18 protein-coding genes and 1 pseudogene are annotated in these 23270 nt (G+C 64.5%); 15 read left to right on the forward strand and 4 right to left on the reverse strand.

The genetic code is table 11. From position 1 onward, the window contains the following. Positions 1-21: 21 nt before the first annotated feature. The 12 genes and pseudogenes from ACIBJI_RS01495 to ACIBJI_RS01550 all read left to right on the forward strand — a co-directional run. On the forward strand, positions 22-1374 hold the full coding sequence (locus ACIBJI_RS01495; protein ID WP_396958318.1) for an MCE family protein: 1353 nt from the start codon (positions 22-24) through the stop codon (positions 1372-1374). Then, on the forward strand, positions 1371-2450 hold the full coding sequence (locus tag ACIBJI_RS01500; RefSeq protein WP_364358565.1) for an MCE family protein: 1080 nt from the start codon (positions 1371-1373) through the stop codon (positions 2448-2450). Before ACIBJI_RS01495 ends, ACIBJI_RS01500 begins: the two co-directional genes overlap by 4 nt. Beyond that, a complete protein-coding gene (locus ACIBJI_RS01505) occupies positions 2450-3460 on the forward strand; it encodes an MCE family protein (RefSeq protein ID WP_397082682.1) in 1011 nt (336 codons plus the stop codon). Before ACIBJI_RS01500 ends, ACIBJI_RS01505 begins: the two co-directional genes overlap by 1 nt. Before the next feature lies 1 nt (position 3461). Then, positions 3462-4736, forward strand: coding sequence for an MCE family protein (locus ACIBJI_RS01510; protein ID WP_364358559.1), 1275 nt, complete (start codon positions 3462-3464; stop codon positions 4734-4736). A gap of 98 nt (positions 4737-4834) precedes the next feature. Further along, positions 4835-6049 (forward strand): MCE family protein, encoded by a 1215-nt coding sequence (locus ACIBJI_RS01515; RefSeq protein ID WP_397083036.1) that lies wholly within the window; start codon positions 4835-4837, stop codon positions 6047-6049. Beyond that, positions 6046-7287 (forward strand): MCE family protein, encoded by a 1242-nt coding sequence (locus tag ACIBJI_RS01520; RefSeq protein WP_364358553.1) that lies wholly within the window; start codon positions 6046-6048, stop codon positions 7285-7287. Before ACIBJI_RS01515 ends, ACIBJI_RS01520 begins: the two co-directional genes overlap by 4 nt. 154 nt (positions 7288-7441) lie before the next feature. Beyond that, positions 7442-8116 (forward strand): hypothetical protein, encoded by a 675-nt coding sequence (locus ACIBJI_RS01525; RefSeq protein WP_364358550.1) that lies wholly within the window; start codon positions 7442-7444, stop codon positions 8114-8116. A gap of 11 nt (positions 8117-8127) precedes the next feature. Continuing rightward, on the forward strand, positions 8128-8838 hold the full coding sequence (locus ACIBJI_RS01530; protein WP_364358547.1) for a hypothetical protein: 711 nt from the start codon (positions 8128-8130) through the stop codon (positions 8836-8838). A 421-nt stretch (positions 8839-9259) separates the two neighbouring features. Then, positions 9260-12769, forward strand: coding sequence for a DNA-directed RNA polymerase subunit beta (locus tag ACIBJI_RS01535; protein ID WP_397082685.1), 3510 nt, complete (start codon positions 9260-9262; stop codon positions 12767-12769). A gap of 106 nt (positions 12770-12875) precedes the next feature. After that, the gene (locus ACIBJI_RS01540; RefSeq protein ID WP_364358081.1) at positions 12876-16829 is read left to right on the forward strand and encodes a DNA-directed RNA polymerase subunit beta'; all 3954 of its coding nucleotides are present in this window, start codon (positions 12876-12878) and stop codon (positions 16827-16829) included. A 68-nt stretch (positions 16830-16897) separates the two neighbouring features. Next, positions 16898-17098, forward strand: a complete 201-nt coding sequence (locus tag ACIBJI_RS01545; protein ID WP_397082687.1) for a hypothetical protein — start codon at positions 16898-16900, stop codon at positions 17096-17098. A gap of 115 nt (positions 17099-17213) precedes the next feature. Next, a pseudogene (locus ACIBJI_RS01550) lies at positions 17214-17501 on the forward strand (type II toxin-antitoxin system VapC family toxin); the annotation flags it as partial. A 29-nt stretch (positions 17502-17530) separates the two neighbouring features. Here ACIBJI_RS01550 and ACIBJI_RS01555 read toward each other — a convergent pair. Beyond that, a complete protein-coding gene (locus tag ACIBJI_RS01555) occupies positions 17531-18214 on the reverse strand; it encodes a hypothetical protein (RefSeq protein ID WP_364358090.1) in 684 nt (227 codons plus the stop codon). Positions 18215-18445: 231 nt separating this feature from the next. Here ACIBJI_RS01555 and ACIBJI_RS01560 point away from each other — a divergent pair, with 231 nt between their 5' ends. Together ACIBJI_RS01560 and ACIBJI_RS01565 are read left to right on the forward strand one after the other, a co-directional pair. Then, positions 18446-18766: a CD225/dispanin family protein gene (locus tag ACIBJI_RS01560; protein WP_364358093.1), complete on the forward strand. Its 321-nt coding sequence runs from the start codon at positions 18446-18448 to the stop codon at positions 18764-18766. 70 nt (positions 18767-18836) lie between these two features. Next, positions 18837-19307: a DUF4442 domain-containing protein gene (locus ACIBJI_RS01565; RefSeq protein ID WP_364358096.1), complete on the forward strand. Its 471-nt coding sequence runs from the start codon at positions 18837-18839 to the stop codon at positions 19305-19307. Positions 19308-19362: 55 nt separating this feature from the next. Here the strand turns inward: ACIBJI_RS01565 and ACIBJI_RS01570 are convergent, their stop codons facing one another. Continuing rightward, positions 19363-20370 carry an aldo/keto reductase gene (locus ACIBJI_RS01570; RefSeq protein ID WP_364358099.1) on the reverse strand — a complete coding sequence of 336 codons (1008 nt, stop codon included), beginning with the start codon at positions 20368-20370 and terminating at the stop codon, positions 19363-19365. Positions 20371-20470: 100 nt separating this feature from the next. Between ACIBJI_RS01570 and ACIBJI_RS01575 the strand changes: the two genes are divergently transcribed. Beyond that, the gene (locus tag ACIBJI_RS01575; RefSeq protein WP_397082690.1) at positions 20471-21337 is read left to right on the forward strand and encodes a helix-turn-helix transcriptional regulator; all 867 of its coding nucleotides are present in this window, start codon (positions 20471-20473) and stop codon (positions 21335-21337) included. Here ACIBJI_RS01575 and ACIBJI_RS01580 read toward each other — a convergent pair. Both ACIBJI_RS01580 and ACIBJI_RS01585 read right to left on the reverse strand, forming a co-directional pair. Then, positions 21327-21971 carry a hypothetical protein gene (locus ACIBJI_RS01580; protein WP_364358105.1) on the reverse strand — a complete coding sequence of 215 codons (645 nt, stop codon included), beginning with the start codon at positions 21969-21971 and terminating at the stop codon, positions 21327-21329. The two genes, ACIBJI_RS01575 and ACIBJI_RS01580, sit on opposite strands and share 11 nt — an antisense overlap. A 133-nt stretch (positions 21972-22104) precedes the next feature. Further along, complete coding sequence (locus ACIBJI_RS01585; protein ID WP_364358108.1) at positions 22105-23094, reverse strand: pirin family protein; 990 nt, start codon at positions 23092-23094, stop codon at positions 22105-22107. Between the last annotated feature and the right edge of the window lie 176 nt (positions 23095-23270).

Consider the following 23270-nt stretch of genomic DNA (forward strand, 5'->3'; position numbering starts at 1 on the left):
GAGCGGCAGTGAGGTGCCGTCATGAGTAATAACGTGCAGATGTGGCGCGCGACGGAGAAATTGCGCGTCCGGTTGCTCGGTATCGCATTCTTCGTGGTCTGCGCACTATTCCTGGTCACTACGGTCGCGATCTACAACAAGGCGTTCGTCGACACCGTTCGGGTCCAATTGATCACCGACAGCGTGGGAAATGCGTTGACCCGCAATGCCGATGTGAAGGTGCGCGGCGTCAATGTCGGCGAGGTCAGATCCAGCCGGTCCGAGGGCGGCAAGGTGACCCTCGACCTCGCGATCGTTCCGGGTAAGGCAGAGCAGATTCCGGTCAACGCGACGGCCCGGCTGCTGCCGAAGACGCTGTTCGGCGAGCGGTATGTGGATCTGGTCATCCCGGACGAGCCGAGCAAGCAGCACCTGACCGAGGGCGTGACCCTGCATCAGGACACCAGCGGCAATGCCATCGAGATCAGCAAGCTGCTCGACGATGTGCTGCCGCTGCTGCAGGCGATTCCGCCGCAGGATCTCGCCTCGACGCTCGGCGCACTGTCCCAAGCGCTGTCGGGGCAGGGCCTGGCGCTCGGTGAGTCGGTGGAGAAGTTGGATCACATCTTCCGTGAGGTCAACGGGGTCATGCCGGATCTGAAGCAGGATCTGGTGAGCTTCGCCGATGTGGCCGCCACCTACTCCGACGCGCTGCCGCAGTTGGTCGACGCTTTCAACAACCTGCGCACCACCAACGCGACCATCGTGCAGCGCCGCCCGCAGATCGACACCCTGCTGGCCACGCTGAATCCGACCGCGGCCACCACCGCGGACTTCCTGATCGCCAACCGCGACAACATCATCGATGTGGCCGCCGATTCGCGGCCCGCGCTGGAACAGCTGGCGACCTACTCGCCGACCTACACCTGCGCATTGGCGAACTTCGCCAAGATGAAGCCGCGCATCGACCAGCTCATGGGCATGGGCACCGCGCGTCCAGGCTCGCGAGTCACCATCGAGCTGACCAACACCCGCGGCAAGTATCTGCCCAACCAGGACGAGCCGCGTTGGCTGGACACCCGCGGACCTTGGTGCGTGCCGGAGTACCCGGTCTTCACCGATCCCGGCCAGTACACCGGCGGACCGAGCAACGACGGTTCCTATGCGGTGCCGAGCCGCAATCCGGGTGACCAGGACAGCGGCAAGTTGTCGGCGCCGCAGTTCGGCATGTACCCCGCGGCGAATGTGCCGAGCACGGTCGGTTCACCGGCCGAACAGCAGACCCTCGGCGCGATCTACGGCGCGGCGAACGGTGTTTCGCCCGACCAGGTGCCCAGCTGGGTCACCCGGATCGGTGCACCCGCATTCCGTGGCAGCGAGGTGAGCGTGCGATGAAGGAAACGTTGCGCGGCCTCGGCGGGCCGCTGACCAAGCTCGTCATCTTCGTCGTCGTCACGCTGTTGGCGACGACGATCCTCGGGCTCTCGATCGCCAACTACACCGGCGGCGGCACCGCCTTCAGGGCGCGCTTCACCGATGTCACCTCGCTCAATGCCGGTGACGAGGTGCGTATCGCCGGTGTCCGGGTCGGCAAGGTCACCAGCGTCAAGATCGTGGACAAGCGCCAAGCCGAGGTCGGATTCGAACTGACCGACCGCGATTGGCTGCCCGCCTCGACGACGGCGACCATCAAGTACCGCAACCTGGTCGGCCAGCGCTATATCGCGCTCGAGCAGGGCACGGGGGAGCAGGGCCGCAAACTCAATAAAGGCGCGACCATCGGGCTCGAGCACACCAGGCCCGCGCTGAACCTGACCACCCTGTTCAACGGTTTCCGGCCGCTGTTCCAGACGCTGACCGCCGATGACGTGAACAAGCTGTCCTACGAGATCATCCAGGTCTTCCAGGGTGAGCAGGGCACCATCCACGATCTGGTGGCGACCACCGCGAACCTGACGAACAAGATCGCCGACAAGGATGCGGTCATCGGTGATCTGGTGCGGAACCTGACGGCCGTACTCAATGCGGTCAACGAGCGCGAAGGTCAGTTCGATCAGCTGATCGTCAATACCGAGGCGCTGGTCAGCGGATTGGCCGCCGAACGCGACACCATCGGCAGCTCGGTCACCTCGCTCGGCAATCTGGCCTCGGCCACCGCGGATCTGCTGGTGCCGACCCGCCCGACGCTGCAGGGTTCGATCGCCGGGCTCAGCCAGCTCACCGGCACCATCGACGAGCGCAAGGACGAAGTGAATACGTCGCTGACGAATTTGCCGATCAAGATGGAAAAGCTCGGCCGAGTCGGCAGTTACGGCTCCTGGTTCCAGTTCTATCTGTGCGGTATCGACATCGTGGTCGGACCGGGCGCGGTTGATGCGCCGCAGCTCAACCTCCCGGCCGGGCTGCCGACGGTCAACCAGCCGCTCTACACCAATGCCGCACCGCGCTGCCAGGGGAAGGGTGGTCACTGATGGACGACCGGATCCTGCTCGGCAAGCGCAGCCCCGCGTTCATGGGTGTGCTCGGCGTTGCGATGGTGCTGCTCGTGGCGGTCTCCGCGTTCTTCCTGGACAGGTTGCCGATCATCGGCGCGGGCACCAAGTACACCGCGCAGTTCTCCGAGGCCGCGGGCATCAAGAAGGGCAATGAGGTCCGCATCGCCGGTGTGAAGGTCGGTGCGGTATCGGATGTTCGGCTCGACGGCAATAAGGTGCTCGTCGACTTCCGCACCCAGGACGCCTGGATCGGCAACGAGACCACCGCCTCCATCCAGATCAAGACCGTCCTCGGACAGAAGTATCTGGCATTGGATCCGAAGGGTTCCGAGCCCGCCGATCCGAGCAAGGTGATCCCGTTGTCGCGCACGGTGTCCCCGTACGACGTGGTGGACGCATTCAGCGATGCTGCCAAGAACATCGACCAGATCGACACCGCGCAGCTGGCCACCAGCATGCGGGTGCTCTCGGAGGCGTTCGAGACCACACCGCCGGAGATCCGCAACTCCATCGACGGTGTCGCCCGGCTCTCGGAAACCCTCGGCAAGCGCGATGAGGAACTGAAGAAGCTGTTCGCGGCGACCAGGCAGACCACCGGTGTGCTCGCCGACCGCAATCAGCAGTTCGAGCGCCTGCTGGCCAACGGCGGACAGTTGTTGGCCGAGTTGAACATTCGTCAGCAGTCCATCGCACAGCTGCTGACCGGAGCCAAGACGGTGTCGGCCGAGCTGAGCGCGTTGGTCGCCGATAACGAGAAGCAGATGGGTACGGCGTTGACCAACCTCGAGGCCTCCATCAATCTGCTGAACGAGAACCAGCAGAACATTTCCAAGACGCTGGAACTCGCGGCGCCGTTCTACGGCCTCTACGCCAATGTGCTCGGTACCGGACGCTGGTTCGACGCGGTGATCGTGAATCTGCTCCCGCCCGGTCTGCCGGAGATTCCGGGCGACCGTCCGCCGGTGCGCACCATGGGAGGTAACTGACATGGGGGTGAACTGGCCTCGTAAGGAGCCGCTCACCGCGCTGCGCACCTCGCGTCGCGGCACCAAGGCGACCATCGCGATCGGCGTGATCGCGGCGCTGGTACTGGCCGGTGCGCTCTGGTGGCTTTTCGACCGGATGACCACGACCAAGATCACCGCGTACTTCGACCGCTCCGTCGGCATCTACGAGGGTTCGGATGTGCGCATCCTGGGTGTGCCGGTGGGCAAGGTGGATTCGGTTGAACCGCAAGGCGAGCAGGTCAAGGTGGTGATGAGCGTCGATCGCAGCTTCGACGTGCCCGCCGAGGCCAAGGCCGCGCAGATCACGCCGTCGATCGTGTCCGACCGCTACATCCAGCTGACCCCGGCCTACACCAGCGGACCGAAAATGGCTCGCACGGCGACCATTCCGCGCGATCGCACGGTCACTCCGATCGAGGTCGACCAGCTGTACAAGAGCATCACGGAACTCTCGGATGCATTGGGCCCCAACGGCGCCAACGCCCAGGGGGCGGTGAACCAATTGGTGCGCACCTCGGCGGCGAATCTGGCGGGCAATGGAGAGGCGTTGGCCAACAGCATCACTCAGCTCTCGCGCGCAGCGCGGTACCTGGGCGATGCCCGCGGCGATATCTTCGACACCGTCAAGAATCTGCAGACCTTCGTCACCATGCTGGCCCAGAACGACCAGCAGGTGCGGCAATTCAATGCCCAGCTCGCGGATCTGTCGACCTTCCTCGCCGGGGAGCGCCAGGATCTCGGTGCGGCACTGAACCTGCTTTCGGTCGCACTCGGCGATGTCGCCCGGTTCATCGACGAGAACCGGGATCTGATCCAGCAGAATGCCCAGGGCCTGACCACGCTCACCGCGACGCTGGCCAAGCAGCGCGACGACCTGGCCGCGACACTACCGGTGCTGCCGCTGGCGCTGAGCAACCTGATCAATATCCACAATGCCGAATCCGGCACCCTCGATATGCGCGCCAACTTCACCGATCTGCAGGATCCGTTCGGCGCGGTGTGCAAGATGCTGGATCTGAGCAAGTTGATGCCGGGCGATCCGAAGTTCGAGGCGCTCGGCAAGCAGATGCGCCCGATTCTGGAGCACTGCAAGGAAATCACCGACCAGATCACCGCCGGTGTGAAGACGCCGACGCTGATCCTGCCGTTCGGCATCCTCAGCAATGACAACCAGCAGCGTGACCCGGTGCCGGGCACGGTTCCCGGCACCCCGTCCGATCAACTTCCGCCCTCGCAGGGAGGTGGCCAGCGATGAACACGCGAATTCGTTCCGCGGCACGTACTCTCGCCGTAGCGACTGCTCGCAGGTCGCTCGAAATGATCAGCGGGGCGACTGCTCGCAGGTCGGTCGAAATGGTCAGCGCCGTGCTGGTGGTCGGCATGAGCACGGTCCTGGTGACCTCGTGCTCGTCCGAGGGTATCTACGCGGTGCCGCTGCCCGGTGGCGCCGATGTCGGCAACCGTCCGATGACCATCGATATCCGGTTCGACGATGTGCTCGATCTGGTGCCGCAGTCCGCGATCAAGGTCGAGGGCGTGGCGGTCGGCCGCGTCGAGAAGATCGCGCTGGCACCGGACGGCTGGACCGCCAGCGTGCGCGCGGTGGTGAACTCCTCGGTCGATCTGCCCGCCAATGCGCGGGCCGAGGTGCGGCAGTCGAATCTGCTCGGCGAGAAGTTCATCGAACTTTCCAAGCCCGCCGAGGAACCCGATAGCAAAAAGCTCGCCAATGGCGCGGTCATCCCGGCCGATCACACTCGGCACGCGACCGAGGTCGAGCAGGTGCTCGGTGCGCTGTCGTTGCTGCTCAACGGTGGTGGCGTCGCGCAGTTGCAGCCGATCGTCACGGAGCTGAACAAGACCCTCGGCGGCCGCGAACAGCGGGTGCGTTCGCTGCTGGATCAGGCCAATACCCTGATCGGCGGGCTGAACGAGCAGGTCGACGACATCACCAGGGCCATCGACGGACTGGCCACGCTGAGCGGTCGGGTGAGCACCCAGACCGATCAGATCAGCCGGATCATCGATGAGCTGCCGCAGGGCATCAAGATCCTGAACGAGCAACGGCCACAACTGATTTCGCTGCTGCAGCAGCTGGATCGGGTGGGTCAGGCCGGTTTCGACGTGTTGAACCACTCGAAGGAAGATCTGATCAAGGATCTGACCTCGCTGCGTCCGACACTGCAGGAACTCGGCAAGGCCGCACCGGATCTGGTGACCGCGCTGCCGCTGGTGCCGACCTATCCGTTCCCGGACTCGACGCTGGAGGGCACCTTCGGCGGCCAGGTGAACACCTGGCTCTCGGTCGATCAGCAGATCGGTGTCACACTCAGCAATCTCGGTGTCGGCAAGGGTGATCCGGTCTATATCCCACCGCCCTACGGCCCCGAGGTGCCGGTGAATCCGACCAACCCGTACTACGGCGGCAACGGTCCGCGCCCGGGTTGGCCGACGGTATCGCTGCTGCCGCTGCCGCCCAATATTCCTCGCTTCCCGGCCGGCCTGCCGCAGCTGCCGACCGATCCGCTCGGGGCGATTCTCGACCAGATCGGAGGTGGTCAGCGATGACCCGTCTGGTGCGCTACCAGCTGGTCGCATTCGCCCTGATCGCGGTGCTCGGCGTGGTTTACGTCGGCGCCAAATACGTTCGGCTCGAGCACATGCTCGGCATCGGTGAGTACAGGGTGAAGGTCGACGCCAAGCAGACCGGCGGTATCTACAAGGGCGCCGAGGTGACCTACCGCGGCGTCCCGGTCGGCCGGGTCGGCGATCTCGAACTGACCGATTCGGGTGTGGCTATCGACCTTGTGCTCGATTCGAGTGCGCCGAAGGTTCCGGATTCGGCTCGCGCGGTGATCGCAAACCGCTCGGCCATCGGTGAGCAGTACGTCGATCTGCAGCCCGATGCCGATCACGGCCCGTATTTGCGCGACGGTTCGGTCATCGCCTCGGCGACGACACCGATTTCGGTCGAGCAGCTGGTGCAGAGTGTGGACACCTTCACCCGCTCGGTCGATCTCACCGCGCTCAACACCACCGTCACCGAACTCGGCAAGGCCTTCGACGGCAAGGGCGACGACCTGAAGGTCTTCATCGATTCGCTGAACAAATTCACCGCGACGTTCAACGACAGCCTGCCGCAGACGATCCAGCTGATCCGCGACGGCCGGATCGCCCTGGGCACTCAGGCCGAGCAGTCGGGTTACATTCGGCAGTTCAGCCAGGGCCTCGATGAACTCACCGCGCAGCTGCGCTCCAGCGATCCGGACATCCGGCGCCTCATCGGCACCGGCACTGATGCGGGCGAGCAGATCACCGCGCTGCTGAACGAGAGCGGCGGCGCCCTCACCGAGGATCTGACCAACCTGCGTCAGCTGCTCCTGTCCATCTCGCCGAAGTTCTACGTGCTGCGCCCGCTGCTGCAAATGCTGCCGGGGTTGTCCATCGGCGCGTCGTCCACCGCACCCGGCGACGGGACCAGCCATTTCGGTCTGGTGCTCGAGGCGAACAATCCGCCCGCCTGCACCCAGGGCTATGAGGGCACCAAGGCCATCCTCGATCAGATGAAGCGGGAGAATCCGGACTTCGACGACACCCGCGACGAATTCCCGTTCAACAAGGACGCGAAATGCACTGTGCCGTTCGGTAATCCGACCGCGGTGCGTGGTGGAATGCGCGCCGATCTGGCGGATCCGAGCATTGTGCAGCCCTGGGATGCCAACCCCAAGACCGATCCCGAGAAGCTGAATCTGAACCCGATCGCCGTGCAGATGGCCACCCTGTTGGGGGTCACGCCCAAGCGGTGAACAGGACCTACGCGGCTACGCCGCAGTAACAATAGTTAGGGTGTCTGGCCGTGAGCGAGCGAACCAAGAATACTGCGCCCATGATGGGCACGACCGTGCCGAGCGTTAGCGGGGTACGGTCGTGAGCATCGACATATCCAAGGAAACGCCGGCGGTGACCGACTCCGATTCCACGGAAGCTGATGCCGCGGCGCATGACGCGAAGGCATCGGATCCCGTGCGCCCGACGGTGGCGTCCGCGGACGCCACCCGCGGACGACTCGCGGTCACCATGGTCGCGGCAGCCGCGCTGGTCGTCGCGTTGATCGCCGCGGTCTGGTTCGGCACCGGCTGGGTGCGCGCGGCGTTCTTCACCGACGGTCCGCGCGTCGAGGCGCGTGATACGGCGCTCGCCGATGCCAGGCAGGCCGCGATCAATCTGATGTCGCTGGATCCCAATGATGTCGACGGTTCGATCAAGCTGATCCAGTCGTCGATGACCGGATCGCTGCTCGACGATGCCACCAAAACCCAGGATCAGTTCCGCGAGCAGGCCGAGCAGGCCAAGACCAGGCTGGAGTCCAAGGTCATCGGCTCCTCGCTGACCGCGCTGAATTCCGAGCGCGACCACGCCTCCGCGCTCATCGTGCTGCAGACCACCCGGACTGCCCCGGATGTCGCGCCGTACTCCTACCGCCAGACCTGGACCCTTGATGTGGTCAAGCAGGGTGAGGTGTGGAAGGCCGAGAAGGCGAGTCCATTGAGTCAACCCACCCCCCTGAATCAGCCGACTGCCGGGCAGCCCGGCGCGACGCCATCCGGGGGCGCTGCGCCCAAGCCCGGATCGTAGGAGAACCCGTCATGGCATCTCGTCGACCAGTCAATCGGGTCACTCCCCGTAACCGTCCCACCGTCGGCCGCACCGCGGCGAATACCGGGTCCGCCACCGTGCGCCGCAGCACCCGAGCGGCCGAGGAAGCGAGCACGAAGCGGCGGGCGAAGGTCGCAGGTACCGCGGAATCGGTCGGTCCGGCTGCGCAGCCAGCCGAACCGTCGCGGCCGTGGTCGCAGCGGCTGCGTCCGGGCGCGGGGTGGGGCGTGGTCGCGGGCCTGCTCGTTGCCGCCGTGCTGCTCGGCGCATTCGCCACGGTCGCGGCCTTCCGTCCCGGCATCGACGATTCCAATGCGGCCTATGTGGACAGCAAGGCCACCGAAGAGGTGACCGCGGCCGCCTCGCACGCTTTGAAGACCATCTACGCCTACGACGTGAACAAGCTCGACGGCTACAAGGATGCCGTGCACGGGGTTGTCACCGGGCAGATGCTGGCCGATTTCGACAAGTACGCCGATACCAATCTCGCCGCCCTGAAACAGGCGCAGACCAGCGCCGATGCCCTCGCCGACCCGATCGGGGTGACCTTGCTCACCGAGGATCGGGCCGAGCTGCTGGTGAACTTCGTGGTCAGCGCGAACAAGAACGGGGTCGCCCAGCAGAGCGCGTCCGGACCGATCGTGCTGAAAATGCAGAAGGTGGACGGCAAGTGGCTGGCCGCGGCCATCGTCGATCAGTGATTTCGGCGGCATAAGCCCAGCGGGGCAGGGGATCTGGCCGATCATGGCGTCGGGCCCGCCACTTGACGAGTTTCGCCGGACACGTCACGCTATTCACAACAGCGGCAGCTGTCACAGTGGCTTCAAGAGCCCCGTGGCCACCCGACGCAGCCAGCGATTCGGGCATGGCACGCGGTCATAACGGTCACGGCGTGCCGCCACGCGGCGGATGGTTCGGGTGGTACTTTGACACCACCTTGCGTATTGGTGTACGGTTGGACGTTGCGCTGGCTGCCTCCTGTCCATACCTCGATTTGCACACGTAAGTTCCACCTTCCGGTGTTACTTCCGTTGTTGCCTGTTCGGGTTTCGTTCGGGTTGTATCCAGCGGAATTCGTAGCAGGCAAGCGACGGTCGCGGACCACCACGCGACGCGCGTGAGGTGCTGGAAGGACGCATCTTGGCAGTCTCCACCCAGACCAAGGCAGTTGCCGGAATCCCCGGAGCCCCGTTGCGGGTGTCTTTCGCGAAGATCCGTGAACCCTTGGAGGTGCCCGGACTTCTCGATCTACAGACCGACTCATTTGCATGGTTGATCGGCTCGCCCTCGTGGCGTGAAAAAGCCGCGGCTCGCGGCGACGGCGGACTAACGGGCGGTCTGGAGGAGGTGCTCGAGGAGCTTTCGCCGATCGAGGACTTCTCCGGGTCGATGTCGCTTTCTTTCTCTGATCCTCGTTTCGAGGAGGTCAAGGCCTCCATCGACGAGTGCAAAGACAAGGACATGACCTACGCGGCGCCGTTGTTCGTGACCGCAGAGTTCATCAACAACAACACCGGTGAGATCAAGAGCCAGACGGTCTTCATGGGTGATTTCCCGATGATGACCGATAAGGGCACGTTCATCATCAACGGCACCGAGCGCGTCGTCGTTTCGCAGCTGGTGCGTTCGCCGGGTGTGTATTTCGATCACAGCGTCGACAAGGCCACGGAGAAGGATCTGCACAGTGTGCGGGTGATTCCGTCGCGTGGCGCTTGGCTGGAGTTCGATATCGATAAGCGCGACACCGTTGGCGTGCGTATCGATCGTAAGCGCCGGCAGCCGGTCACCGTGCTGCTCAAGGCGCTGGGTTGGACGAACGAGGAGATCGTCGAGCGTTTCGGCTTCTCCGAGATCATGATGTCGACCCTGGAGAAGGACAACACCGCCGGTCAGGACGAGGCGCTGCTGGACATCTACCGCAAGCTGCGTCCGGGCGAGCCGCCGACCAAGGAGTCCGCGCAGACCCTGCTGGAGAACCTGTTCTTCAAGGAGAAGCGCTACGACCTGGCGCGCGTCGGTCGCTACAAGATCAACAAGAAGCTCGGCATCCACCTCGGCGAGCCGATCACCGCATCGGTGCTCACCAAGGAAGACATCGTCACCACGATCGAGTACCTGGTGCGTCTGCACTCCGGTGATCGGGCGATGACCGCGCCGGGCGGCGAAGAGGTGCCGGTCGAGGTCGACGACATCGACCACTTCGGCAACCGTCGTCTGCGCACCGTCGGCGAGCTGATCCAGAACCAGATCCGGGTCGGCCTTTCCCGCATGGAGCGCGTGGTCCGCGAGCGGATGACCACCCAGGACGTCGAGGCCATCACGCCGCAGACCCTGATCAACATCCGTCCCGTCGTGGCCGCGATCAAGGAGTTCTTCGGAACCTCGCAGCTGTCGCAGTTCATGGACCAGAACAACCCGCTGTCGGGTCTGACCCACAAGCGTCGCCTCTCGGCGCTGGGCCCGGGTGGTCTGTCCCGTGAGCGCGCGGGTCTGGAAGTCCGCGACGTGCACACCTCGCACTACGGCCGCATGTGCCCGATCGAGACCCCGGAAGGCCCGAACATCGGCCTGATCGGTTCGCTGTCGGTGTACGCGCGGGTCAACCCGTTCGGCTTCATCGAGACGCCGTACCGCAAGGTGGTCGACGGCGTGGTCACCGATGAGGTCAAGTACCTCACCGCCGACGAAGAGGACCGCCACGTCCGTGCGCAGGCCAACTCGCCGGTCGACGTCGACGGCCGCTTCATCGACGAGCGTGTGCTCTGCCGCCGGGGCAATGACGAGAACGAACTCGTCCCCGCCTCCGAGGTCGACTACATGGATGTTTCGCCGCGTCAGATGGTTTCGGTCGCGACCGCGATGATTCCGTTCCTCGAGCACGACGACGCCAACCGTGCCCTCATGGGTGCGAACATGCAGCGTCAGGCCGTGCCGCTGATCCGTTCCGAATCCCCGATCGTGGGTACCGGTATGGAGCTGCGCGCCGCGGTCGACGCCGGTGACGTCGTGGTGAACGAGAAGTCCGGTGTGGTGGAAGAGGTTTCGGCCGATTACGTCACCGTGATGGCCGACGACGGCACCCGCAAGAGCTACCGGATGCGCAAGTTCGCCCGCTCGAACCAGGGCACCTGCGCGAACCAGCGGCCGATCGTGGACGAGGGCCAGCGCGTCGAGACCGGTCAGGTGCTCGCCGATGGTCCCTGCACCGAGAACGGTGAGATGGCGCTCGGCAAGAACCTGCTCGTGGCGATCATGCCGTGGGAGGGCCACAACTACGAGGACGCGATCATCCTGTCGCAGCGCCTCGTGGAAGAGGACGTGCTCACCTCGATCCACATCGAGGAGCACGAAATCGACGCCCGCGACACCAAGCTCGGTGCCGAGGAGATCACCCGGGACATCCCGAACGTCTCCGACGAGGTCCTCGCGGACCTGGACGAGCGCGGCATCGTGCGCATCGGCGCCGAGGTTCGCGACGGCGACATCCTGGTCGGCAAGGTCACCCCGAAGGGTGAGACCGAGCTGACCCCGGAGGAGCGGCTGCTGCGCGCGATCTTCGGTGAGAAGGCGCGCGAAGTGCGCGACACCTCGCTGAAGGTGCCACACGGTGAGTCCGGCAAGGTCATCGGCATCCGCGTGTTCTCGCGCGAGGACGACGACGATCTGCCTCCGGGCGTCAACGAGCTGGTCCGGGTGTACGTGGCGCAGAAGCGCAAGATCCAGGACGGCGACAAGCTGGCCGGTCGCCACGGCAACAAGGGTGTCATCGGCAAGATCCTCGCGACCGAGGACATGCCGTTCATGCCCGATGGCACCCCGGTGGACATCATCCTGAACACCCACGGTGTGCCGCGTCGTATGAACATCGGCCAGATCTTGGAGACCCACCTCGGGTGGATCGGCAAGGCCGGCTGGGATGTCGGCGCGGGTGCGGACGGTGGTTCCCGTCCGGACTGGGCCAAGGCACTGCCGGAGGAGATGCTGGCGGCTCCGGCCGAGTCCAACATCGCCACCCCGGTGTTCGACGGCGCTCGTGAAGAGGAGCTGACCGGCCTGCTCGCCTCGACCTTGCCGAACCGCGACGGTGAGCGCATGGTCGACGACAACGGCAAGGCGACGCTGTTCGACGGACGTTCCGGTGAGCCCTTCCCGTACCCGGTGGCCGTCGGCTACATGTACATCCTGAAGCTGCACCACCTGGTCGACGACAAGATCCACGCCCGTTCGACCGGTCCGTACTCGATGATCACCCAGCAGCCGCTCGGTGGTAAGGCGCAGTTCGGTGGTCAGCGCTTCGGTGAGATGGAGTGCTGGGCCATGCAGGCCTACGGCGCCGCCTACACGCTGCAGGAGCTGCTGACCATCAAGTCCGACGACGTGGTCGGTCGCGTGAAGGTGTACGAGGCGATCGTCAAGGGCGAGAACATTCCGGAGCCGGGCATTCCGGAGTCGTTCAAGGTGCTCCTCAAGGAGCTCCAGTCGCTGTGCCTCAACGTCGAGGTGCTGTCTTCGGACGGCGCGGCGATCGAGATGCGCGACGGCGATGATGAGGATCTGGAGCGCGCGGCCGCGAACCTGGGCATCAATCTGTCCAGGAACGAAGCCGCCACCGTCGACGATCTGGCGAACTAGGCGGTAGGGCCGGATGGCGTGCACGCCGACGACATCCGGCCTCCGCGCTCGACCAACTAGTGAACTTTTTGCTCGAATTCGACCCGAATAGGGGAAAGGAAGTTACGTGCTAGACGTCAACTTCTTCGATGAACTCCGGATCGGTCTGGCCACCGCCGAAGACATCCGCCAGTGGTCCTTCGGCGAGGTGAAAAAGCCGGAGACCATCAACTACCGCACGCTCAAGCCGGAGAAGGACGGCCTGTTCTGCGAGAAGATCTTCGGTCCCACCCGGGACTGGGAGTGCTACTGCGGTAAGTACAAGCGCGTCCGCTTCAAGGGCATCATCTGTGAGCGCTGTGGCGTCGAGGTGACTCGCGCCAAGGTGCGCCGTGAGCGGATGGGCCACATCGAGCTGGCCGCTCCGGTTACCCACATCTGGTACTTCAAGGGCGTGCCTTCGCGCCTCGGGTACCTGCTCGACCTGGCGCCGAAGGATCTGGAAAAGATCATCTACTTCGCCGCCTACGTCATTGTCGGCGTCGACGAGGAGCTGCGTCACAACGAGCTCTCCACGCTCGAGGCCGAGATGGAGGTCGAGAAGAAGGCGGTCGCCGATCAGCGCGACGCCGATCTCGAGGCCCGCGCCCAGAAGCTCGAGGCCGACCTGGCCGAGCTCGAGGCCGAGGGTGCCAAATCCGATGTCCGCCGCAAGGTCAAGGACGGCGGCGAGCGCGAAATGCGTCAGCTGCGCGACCGTGCCCAGCGCGAGCTGGACCGGCTCGACGAGATCTGGAGCACCTTCACCAAGCTGTCGGTCAAGCAGCTCATCGTCGATGAGGTGCTCTACCGCGAGCTGATCGACCGCTACGGCGAGTACTTCACCGGCGCCATGGGTGCGGAGTCCATCCAGAAGCTGATGGAGAACTTCGACATCGACGCCGAGGCCGAATCGCTGCGCGAGACCATCCGCAGCGGTAAGGGCCAGAAGAAGCTGCGCGCGCTCAAGCGGCTCAAGGTCGTCGCGGCCTTCCAGGCCAACGGCAACTCGCCCATGGGCATGGTGCTCGACGCCGTTCCGGTGATCCCGCCGGAGCTGCGCCCGATGGTTCAGCTCGACGGTGGCCGCTTCGCCACCTCCGACCTGAACGACCTGTACCGCCGCGTGATCAACCGCAACAACCGCCTCAAGCGACTGATCGATCTGGGCGCGCCCGAGATCATCGTCAACAACGAGAAGCGGATGCTGCAGGAGTCCGTGGACGCACTCTTCGACAACGGCCGCCGCGGCCGCCCGGTCACCGGACCGGGTAACCGCCCGCTGAAGTCGCTGAGCGATCTGCTCAAGGGTAAGCAGGGTCGTTTCCGTCAGAACCTGCTCGGTAAGCGCGTCGACTACTCGGGCCGTTCGGTCATCGTGGTCGGTCCGCAGCTGAAGCTGCACCAGTGCGGTCTGCCCAAGCTGATGGCGCTGGAGCTGTTCAAGCCGTTCGTGATGAAGCGTCTGGTCGATCTGAACCATGCGCAGAACATCAAGTCCGCCAAGCGGATGGTGGAGCGGCAGCGTCCCCAGGTGTGGGATGTCCTCGAAGAGGTCATCGCCGAACACCCGGTGCTGCTGAACCGTGCGCCCACCCTGCACCGCCTCGGCATCCAGGCCTTCGAGCCGCAGCTGGTGGAAGGTAAGGCCATCCAGCTGCACCCGCTGGTCTGTGAGGCGTTCAACGCCGACTTCGACGGTGACCAGATGGCCGTGCACCTGCCGCTGTCCGCGGAGGCGCAGGCCGAGGCCCGCATCCTGATGCTGTCCTCGAACAACATCCTCTCGCCTGCCTCGGGTCGCCCGCTGGCCATGCCGCGTCTGGACATGGTGACCGGTCTGTACTACCTGACCCGCCTGGAAGAGGGCGCGAAGGGCGAGTACCAGGCGGCCACCAAGGATGCACCGGAGCAGGGCGTGTACTCCTCGCCCGCAGAGGCGCAGATGGCGGTGGACCGCGGTGAGCTCACCGTGCGTTCGCTGATCAAGGTGCGCCTCACCGACCAGCGCCCGCCGAAGGCTGTCGAGGCGGAGCTGTTCCCGGATGGCTGGAACCGCGGCGACGCGTGGATCGCCGAGACCACCCTTGGTCGCGTGCTGTTCAACGAGCTGCTCCCGGCGGACTACGCGTTCATCAACGAGCAGATGCCGAAGAAGCGTCAGGCAACGATCATCAACGATCTGGCCGAGCGCTACCCGATGATCGTGGTCGCGCAGACCGTCGACAAGCTCAAGGACGCGGGCTTCTACTGGGCCACCCGTTCCGGCGTGACGGTCTCGATGTCGGACGTGCTCGTTCCGCCGGAGAAGACCGAGATCATGGAGCGCTACGAGGCGCAGTCCGATCAGATCGAGAAGAAGTACCAGCGTGGTGCTCTCGACCACCAGGAGCGCAACAACGCCCTGGTCAAGATCTGGCAGGAAGCGACCGAAGAGGTCGGTAAGGCGCTGCGTGCGCACTACCCGGCCGACAACCCGATCATCACGATCGTCGACTCGGGCGCGACCGGTAACTTCACCCAGACTCGTACCCTCGCCGGTATGAAGGGCCTGGTTACCAACCCGAAGGGTGAGTTCATCCCGCGGCCGATCAAGTCCTCCTTCCGTGAGGGCCTGACGGTGCTGGAGTACTTCATCAACACCCACGGTGCTCGTAAGGGTCTGGCCGACACCGCGCTTCGTACCGCGGACTCGGGTTACCTGACCCGTCGTCTGGTGGACGTCTCGCAGGATGTCATCGTGCGCGAGCACGACTGCGCCACCGAGCGCGGCATCGTGGTGCCGATCGCCGAGAGGCAGCCCGACGGCTCGCTCATCCGGGACGCGCACGTGGAGACCTCCGCGTACGCCCGGACGCTCGCCTCGGACGCGGTGGACACCAAGGGCAACGTTGTCGTGGCGAAGGGCGCCGACCTCGGCGACCCGGCCATCGAGGCGCTGCTCGACGCCGGTATCACCGAGGTGAAGGTCCGCTCCGTGCTGACCTGTACCACCGGCACCGGCGTGTGCGCGACCTGCTACGGCCGCTCCATGGCGACCGGCAAGCTGGTCGACATCGGTGAGGCCGTCGGTATCGTCGCCGCGCAGTCCATCGGTGAGCCCGGTACCCAGCTGACCATGCGTACCTTCCACCAGGGTGGTGTCGCGGGTGACGACATCACCGGCGGTCTGCCCCGTGTGCAGGAGCTCTTCGAGGCTCGTGTGCCCAAGGGCAAGGCGCCGATCGCTGAGGTCTCGGGTCGGGTGCGGCTCGAGGACGACGATCGCTTCTACAAGATCACCATCATCCCGGATGACGGTGGCGAAGAGGTTGTCTACGACAAGCTCTCGAAGCGTCAGCGTCTGCGTGTGTTCAAGCACGACGACGGCACCGAGCGTCTGCTCTCCGACGGTGACCACGTCGAGGTCGGCCAGCAGCTGCTGGAAGGCGCGGCGGATCCGCACGAGGTGCTGCGTGTGATGGGCCCCCGTCAGGTGCAGATCCATCTGGTCCACGAGGTCCAAGAGGTCTACCGCTCGCAGGGTGTGTCGATCCACGACAAGCACATCGAGGTCATCGTGCGCCAGATGCTGCGTCGCGTGACGATCATCGATTCCGGTGCCACGGAGTTCCTGCCCGGTTCGCTCACCGAGCGTTCCGAGTTCGAGGCCTCCAACCGTCGCGTCGTCGCCGAGGGCAATGAGCCCGCGGCCGGTCGCCCGGTGCTGATGGGTATCACGAAGGCGTCGCTCGCGACCGATTCGTGGCTGTCGGCGGCATCCTTCCAGGAGACCACGCGAGTCCTGACCGACGCGGCCATCAACTGCCGCTCGGACAAGCTCATCGGTCTGAAGGAAAACGTGATCATCGGCAAGCTGATCCCGGCCGGTACCGGTATCAACCGCTACCGCAACATCCAGGTCCAGCCGACCGAAGAGGCTCGTGCCGCGGCGTACGCGGTGCCGTCCTACGACGACACCTACTACTCGCCGGACAGCTTCGGCGCCACCACCGGTGCCGCGGTCCCGCTCGACGATTACGGTTTCAGCGACTACCGGTAGTCGGTAATTGGCAATCGCCCCGCTCCAACAGGAGCGGGGCGATTCTCGTTTCACGGTATTGTCAAAGTGTGAGCGTGGCGTATGACCACTACCCAGAACTGCATCGTCTCGTCGAGCAACTCCGACCAGAGGTTGCGCCCGCAGCGCCCGCAGCGCTGCTGCGATTGGTTGAGGGTGGCGCAAGCGATCGGCTCGCCGCACTGCCGTCCTTCGACGGCCCAGAAGACCTTAGTGAGCGGATGGATACCGAACTCTTTGAGGCCCAGTAAAACTGATCGTCGATGCTAATGTCCTGGTCGCAGTGATGAATCGGCGGGATAGACGGCACGCTGAGATGAGTGCGCTCCTGGTAGGTCGGACTGATGAGCTGGTTGTCCTCCGTATGTAGTGGCTGAGGTCACCTACTTGATGCAGAAGTACGCCAGTGCACAGGCCGAAATCCAGTTCATGGAAGCCGTGCGGGACGGAGTCTTCCGTGAGGAGTTCGATGCCGCGGACACGCTGCGGATTATCGAGCTGATGAAGCAGTTCGCGAGCTTTCCACTGGGCGCTGCGGACGCTTCTCTGATTGCGGTTGCCGAGCGACTCGGAATACGGGAAATCGCTAATGCGGACAACCACTTTCGTGCGGTGAATACCGCCGGACTAGGTTTCATCAATGTTCTGCCGTAGATGATGACCGGCGGTCAGCCGGCAGATTTCTAGCGATCCTGATGACGCACTCGGGGACAGGTTTTGCCTGCGATGTGGCATTTCTCCTCGAAGCCAGCCGGTAGCCAGTTACCTGACTGCAACAGGGGATGGCTCGGGAACTGGGTGTGGGCCGCAAGTGCGAAAATCAGTACGGCCCATGGGCTTTGGACCTGCAGTAGATGTGGATTGCCGTTTCGGTCCGGATAGCGGCAGACCATTCGGTCGGGACCGGGCATATCCACCATTTCCAGACCGGCCCAGTGCACCGAGAACGAATGATCCGCGTTGTAGCAGTACATCCGTCGGTCCGAAACCATTACTGTCCCAGGGCGTTCGGCTACCCAGCGCGGGCGCAGTCCGGCCTCGGCCTGGCGGCGGCGCGAGCGGTTCGCCATAGCATTGCCGAGATGGGCGGCGGCCACAAAGGATAACGATCCGACTGCGGTCACACTGTTGTGATTCCAGGTACCGTCCCCGACCGCGCGCCACTGAAACCAGACGGCAGGCCCCTCTGCCAGAGGGATTTCGGCGGGTTCGGTTCGGACCATGGTCGCCCGGGGCGGCAGTTCGGCAAGTCGGTCGTGCAGTAGGAAGTCGATGACACCACAGGTGTACAGCAGATGGTCGTCGGCCGTGGACCAACCCACCTGCTGCGCGATGATCCGGTCGATATCGGCGGTCGGGTCGTACATCGGCCCCTACCGTCCGATCGGCCGCAGACACATCGGCTTTCCCTCAGTTCTTCGCGCCAACGCCGTCATGCAATATCCAATCGCGATAGATATGCCACCGTTGTCAATTGTGCCCAAGGGGAGCCGATCGCGCGATCATCCGCCGTCTGCACGAGTACGCGAAAAGATTCGTAGGCTGGAAGGGCCCGAAATGCCGGGCCTGGCCACCGACTTCGAGACGGGACTACATCCATGACGTACGGACAACAGCCCGGCTATGGCTATCCTCCAGCGCAGCCGCAGTTCGAGCCACCGGCGCATCTGGGCTTCGCGCTCGTCGCGACGATTATCGGCACGCTGACCTGTCTGGTGGGGACGGCGCTCGGGCTGGTCGCGATCGTCTTCGGCGCGCAAGTGCACTCGAAGTGGATCGCGGGCGACGTCGCGGGAGCGACGGACGCGTCGAGGAAGGCGCGAGGCTGGGCGATCGGGGCCATGGTCGCGAATGTGGTGTGCGTAGTACTCGCGGTCGGCTACCTGGCCGTCACGCTCACCCGATCGTCTTCCTACTGATCCATGGTGGACAACCGCTGTCCCGCCGGGGTATGAAATTAGAACACGTTTCAGTTCAGTGGGAGATGCGATGGATGACGCGGCTATGGGCGATCTGGTGATGGCCGGATTTCAGAAGCTGGGATTTATCCAGTTCACCGGCATCGAAGGAGTGGAGTTCAGCTCGGGCCGCAATGTTGTGACGATCGCGCCGAAGCCCGAACATCTCAACCACAATGGTGATCTGCATGCCGCGGTGCTGTTCGGGCTAGCCGAGACCGCGGCGATGGGTGCGTCGATCTCGGGCATTGTCGATCTCATGGGTGAGACGTTCATCGTCGCCCGTGGCGGCCGGATCGAATACCTCGCGCGGGCCAAGGGGGAGGCGGGTCCATTCGTCGCGACCTCCGAGTTGACCGCCGAAACCTTGGAACAAGTGCGCGCCGATATCGCGGCGCGCGCCGATGTCGAACTCGAGGTGCCGGTGGAAATCACTGATAGCACTGGCAAGCCTGTTGCCGCATCGGCATTCACGGCGGTCATTCGGCCACGTCGGAAGTGACCGATTGCCCGGGGTCGGGAGGGCGACCCGAACGCGCGCCCTCCCGTAAACCACGTCAGCGCTCGCTGTCGAGCAGCGCCATCTGCGCGGCCGCATAACGCTCGCCCGCGATCTGATCGGCCGGCACTGCGGCTTCGATGGTTGCCAGTTCGTCGGCGCTGAGCTGGATATCCACGGCTCCAAGGGATTCCGTCCAGCGCTGGCGAGTGCGCGCACCGAGGATCGGCACGATATCCGCGCCCCTGGTCAGCACCCAGGCAATGGCCAATTGCGCGACCGAAACATCCTTCTCCGCAGCGATTTTCGCGAGAGCGTCGACCAATTTCAGGTTCTGGTCGAGATTTTCACCCTGGAAGCGCGGGCTGTGCGCGCGGAAGTCGGTCGGCGCGAAGGTCGCGCCCGGACGAACCGAATCGCTGAGCAGACCACGTGACAGCACTCCGTAGGCGGTGACGCCGATGCCGAGTTCCCTTACCGTGGGCAGGATTTCGGCCTCGATACTCCGGGAGATCAGCGAGTATTCGATCTGCAGATCCGCGATCGGATGCACGGCGGCGGCCCGACGGATGGTTTCGACGCCGACCTCGGACAGGCCGATGTGGCGGATATAACCCGCCTCGACGAGTTCGGCCATGGCGCCGATCGTCTCCTCGATCGCGACATTCGGGTCCAAGCGCGCGGGGCGGTAGACGTCGATGTAATCCACGCCGAGGCGCTGCAGGCTGTAGGTGAGGAAGTTGCGCAGCGCGACGGGGCGACTATCGGTGCCGCCCCAGGTGCCACCCGGCCCGCGCAGTGCGCCGAACTTCACGCTCAGCACCATGTCCTCGCGGGGACGCTCGGCAATCGCCTTGCCGATCAGCATCTCATTGTGACCGGCGCCATAGAAGTCGCCGGTATCGATGAGGTTGGCGCCGGAGTCCAGTGCGGCGTGGATGGTGGCAATCGATTCGGCGTCGTCGGCGGCCCCGTACATGCCGGACATGCCCATGGCGCCGAGTCCGATGCGGCTGACCGCTGGTCCGGTATTGCCGAGCTTGCTGGTGAGCTTCGATGTCGTCATAGGACCAGCTTGGCCGCTGTGCACGCGTGGCGGCAGAGATCGCTTATCGGGGGATCGGCGATCCCTGGCTGACTCGCGCGTATTGCGGGAAAGTATTGCTATGGACCGATCCGAACTGGCCGATTTCCTGCGCCGGCGTCGCGAACAGTTGACGCCCGCGGACGTCGGACTGCCACCGGGGGTGCGCCGGCGCACCCCCGGTTTGCGCAGGGACGAGGTTGCCATGCTGGCGGGTATGTCCACCGACTACTACACCCGTCTCGAGCAGTCCCGCGGCCCGCGCCCATCCACCCAGGTGCTGGCGTCGCTGGCGCGGGCGCTGCGCTTCAGCAATGACGAGCGCGACCACCTGTATCACCTGTGCGACCACGCCCCGCCCGGAGGTGAGTCCGCCGACAAACACGTCGGTCCCGGGATCATGCATGTGCTCGCGAAACTGGACGACACCGCGGCCACGGTCATTACTGACCTCGGCGAGGTATTGGTGCAGAACCGAATGCACACCCTGCTCGTCGGCGACCACGCGAATCGGCGCGGCTGGGATCGGTTCTATGCCTGGCGCTGGTTCACCGATCCGCAGTCGCGCTCGATCTTCCCGGAGGACGACTGGGAGCGGTTGGGGCGCAATCACGTCGCGGATCTGCGCGCCACCGCGGCGCGCCGATCCGGCGATGCCGACGTCACCGAATACGTGAGCCGATTGCGTACCGCGAGTGCGGAATTCGAGCAGTTGTGGCACGAACACGAAGTGGCGGTGCGGACTTCGGATATCAAGCGGATCCTGCATCCGGAGGTCGGCGCGATCGATACGGTCTGCGAAACCCTGCTCACCCCGAACGCGGCACAGCGCCTACTGGTCTATATGCCGCGTCCGGGCACCGATGCCGCGGAGAAGCTGGATCTATTGCGCGTCATCGGGACGCAGCGCCTGCTACCGCACGACGATATCGGCTCGCTCAGGGATTGAGATCGAAGTAATCCATCGCCGCCTGAACGGCCGGTTCACCACCACCCGCGGACAGACCGGCGAACGCGCCGATGGTCCCGCCGACCACGGTCATGACCGGGACGGTGACGAAGTCGAAGACGAAAAGGCCGAGCGGGAAACCGAGGACGAATCCGATAGCGGCACCGATGGCGGCACCCGTCAACACCTGCGGCATGGACTTCTCGACCTGATCGAAAAAGCGCTCCTCGGTGCTCACCTCCCGCACCGGGTCATCGGTCGTGCTGATCGGTGTGAGTGCGAGCCGGGTACCCGCCTCATCGATGGTCGGCACCAGATCGATCCGATGCCCGGCGATCTTCACTACGGTTGGCAGTGCGGCGACCACCTGTCCGTTCGGATCGGTCAGCGAGATGACCTTGTTGTCGCGGACCAGGTCCCAGCGGCCCTCCGAAATGGTCGTCACCACGGCGTGCCGGTTCTGCGTCGCCGCGACGTGGTAGCCGAGGTGCTGGAAGATGCCCTGCAGATCGAGTGGTACGTCGGCGGTCGAATTAGGCGCGGGCACTGCGGGTTCGGCATGTACGACGCTGGTGCCTATCGTGGTGGCCGCGAGCGCAAGCAGTGCCGTCGCGGTGATTCTGGAGATCCTCATCCTGCTCTTTCATCCGACCACCGGCGTGGAATGTCCGGTTTGCTCCGGACGAAGATACCGTTTCGTGATCGAATGTTGAAGGGTTTCCTCCCCGATACCAGGTGAGTCCCGATTGTTTTGTGGTGCTTCGTATTCAGGTCCTGGCCGAACCCATGCGCCGCTTGCGCGGCTTCAGATGCAGACCGGGCAGCGGCGGGGCGGGAATGCGCTGTTGCGGTGTGTGGCCCGCGATATCGGCGAAACGTTCGACAACATGCTTTTCCCAATCGTTTCGGGCCTCGACGATGTCTTCATGGCTGCGGCCGACGAAGTTCCACCACATCACCAGTTCTTCGCCGAATGGCTCGCCGCCGATGAGCGCGAAATGCGCGCCCTCGGTGCTCGTCAGCGGCAACTCGTCGCGGCCGGCGCCCAGGTAGAGCAGTGGGCCCGCGGCGATTTCGGTGCCATCGACGGTGACATTGCCCTCGACCACCATGAGCGCGTGCTCGAAATCGGGATCCAGGGCAATGGTGGTGTCGACGCCCGGTTCGATCCGCACATCCGCGCCGACGATCGGCGTGTACACCTTGGCAGGCGAGGTGAGTCCGGCGAACGTGCCGATCAGCACGATGGCTCGCACTCCGGGAGCCTCGTAGACCGGCAGGTCACGATGCTGTTCGAAGTGTGGATCAATCCCGAGGCTATTGCCGGGCAACGCGATCCACAGTTGTAGGCCGTGCCCGGCTTGCGCCCCCGCGACGCCGTATTCGGAATGCGCGATGCCGCGTCCGGAGGTCATCAGATTCAGCTGTCCCGGCTCGATCTCCACATCGGAGCCGACCGAGTCGCGGTGGCGGATACGGCCGTCGAACGGCCAGGTCACCGTCTGCAATCCGATATGCGGATGCGGATCGATATCCGGTGACGCACCCGTCTTGGTGACCGTGGGCGAGCCGAAGTGATCGAGGAAGCACCAGGCGCCGACGGTCGGCAGATCACGTTGCGGCAGTACACGTTCCACGTAAACGCCGCGCACACCGCCGAGCGGGACCTCGCGCGCCGGATAGATCTCCGCGACCGGACCGCAACCGGGTGTCGCCTCGCAGACCGCTTCGTCCGGATGCGGATCCAGGTCACTCATGCCTGCACCTCGCTGGCGCTCGGTTCCGGCATGACCGACCTTGTCGCTGTGCTGATGGTTCGCTCGCTGCGCTCACTCACGTGCCTGCACCTCGCTGGCGCTCGGTTCCGGCATGACCGACCTTGTCGCTGTGCTGATGGTTCGCTCGCTGCGCTCACTCACGTGCCTGCACCTCG

Origin of the sequence: Nocardia sp. NPDC050408 (genome assembly GCF_044458905.1) — a bacterium.
GTDB lineage: Bacteria > Actinomycetota > Actinomycetes > Mycobacteriales > Mycobacteriaceae > Nocardia.

Excerpts from the sequence above, each read along its gene's own strand:
- ACIBJI_RS01575 (WP_397082690.1), top strand. The coding sequence starts at position 20,471 with ATGGACCGATCCGAACTGGCCGATTTCCTGCGCCGGCGTCGCGAACAG.
- ACIBJI_RS01505 (WP_397082682.1), top strand. The coding sequence starts at position 2,450 with ATGGACGACCGGATCCTGCTCGGCAAGCGCAGCCCCGCGTTCATGGGT.
- ACIBJI_RS01500 (WP_364358565.1), top strand. The coding sequence starts at position 1,371 with ATGAAGGAAACGTTGCGCGGCCTCGGCGGGCCGCTGACCAAGCTCGTC.
- ACIBJI_RS01565 (WP_364358096.1), top strand. The coding sequence starts at position 18,837 with ATGGATGACGCGGCTATGGGCGATCTGGTGATGGCCGGATTTCAGAAG.
- ACIBJI_RS01585 (WP_364358108.1), bottom strand. The coding sequence starts at position 23,094 with ATGAGTGACCTGGATCCGCATCCGGACGAAGCGGTCTGCGAGGCGACA.
- ACIBJI_RS01570 (WP_364358099.1), bottom strand. The coding sequence starts at position 20,370 with ATGACGACATCGAAGCTCACCAGCAAGCTCGGCAATACCGGACCAGCG.
- ACIBJI_RS01580 (WP_364358105.1), bottom strand. The coding sequence starts at position 21,971 with ATGAGGATCTCCAGAATCACCGCGACGGCACTGCTTGCGCTCGCGGCC.
- ACIBJI_RS01530 (WP_364358547.1), top strand. The coding sequence starts at position 8,128 with ATGGCATCTCGTCGACCAGTCAATCGGGTCACTCCCCGTAACCGTCCC.
- ACIBJI_RS01520 (WP_364358553.1), top strand. The coding sequence starts at position 6,046 with ATGACCCGTCTGGTGCGCTACCAGCTGGTCGCATTCGCCCTGATCGCG.
- ACIBJI_RS01495 (WP_396958318.1), top strand. The coding sequence starts at position 22 with ATGAGTAATAACGTGCAGATGTGGCGCGCGACGGAGAAATTGCGCGTC.
- ACIBJI_RS01555 (WP_364358090.1), bottom strand. The coding sequence starts at position 18,214 with ATGTACGACCCGACCGCCGATATCGACCGGATCATCGCGCAGCAGGTG.
- ACIBJI_RS01515 (WP_397083036.1), top strand. The coding sequence starts at position 4,835 with ATGGTCAGCGCCGTGCTGGTGGTCGGCATGAGCACGGTCCTGGTGACC.
- ACIBJI_RS01560 (WP_364358093.1), top strand. The coding sequence starts at position 18,446 with ATGACGTACGGACAACAGCCCGGCTATGGCTATCCTCCAGCGCAGCCG.
- ACIBJI_RS01510 (WP_364358559.1), top strand. The coding sequence starts at position 3,462 with ATGGGGGTGAACTGGCCTCGTAAGGAGCCGCTCACCGCGCTGCGCACC.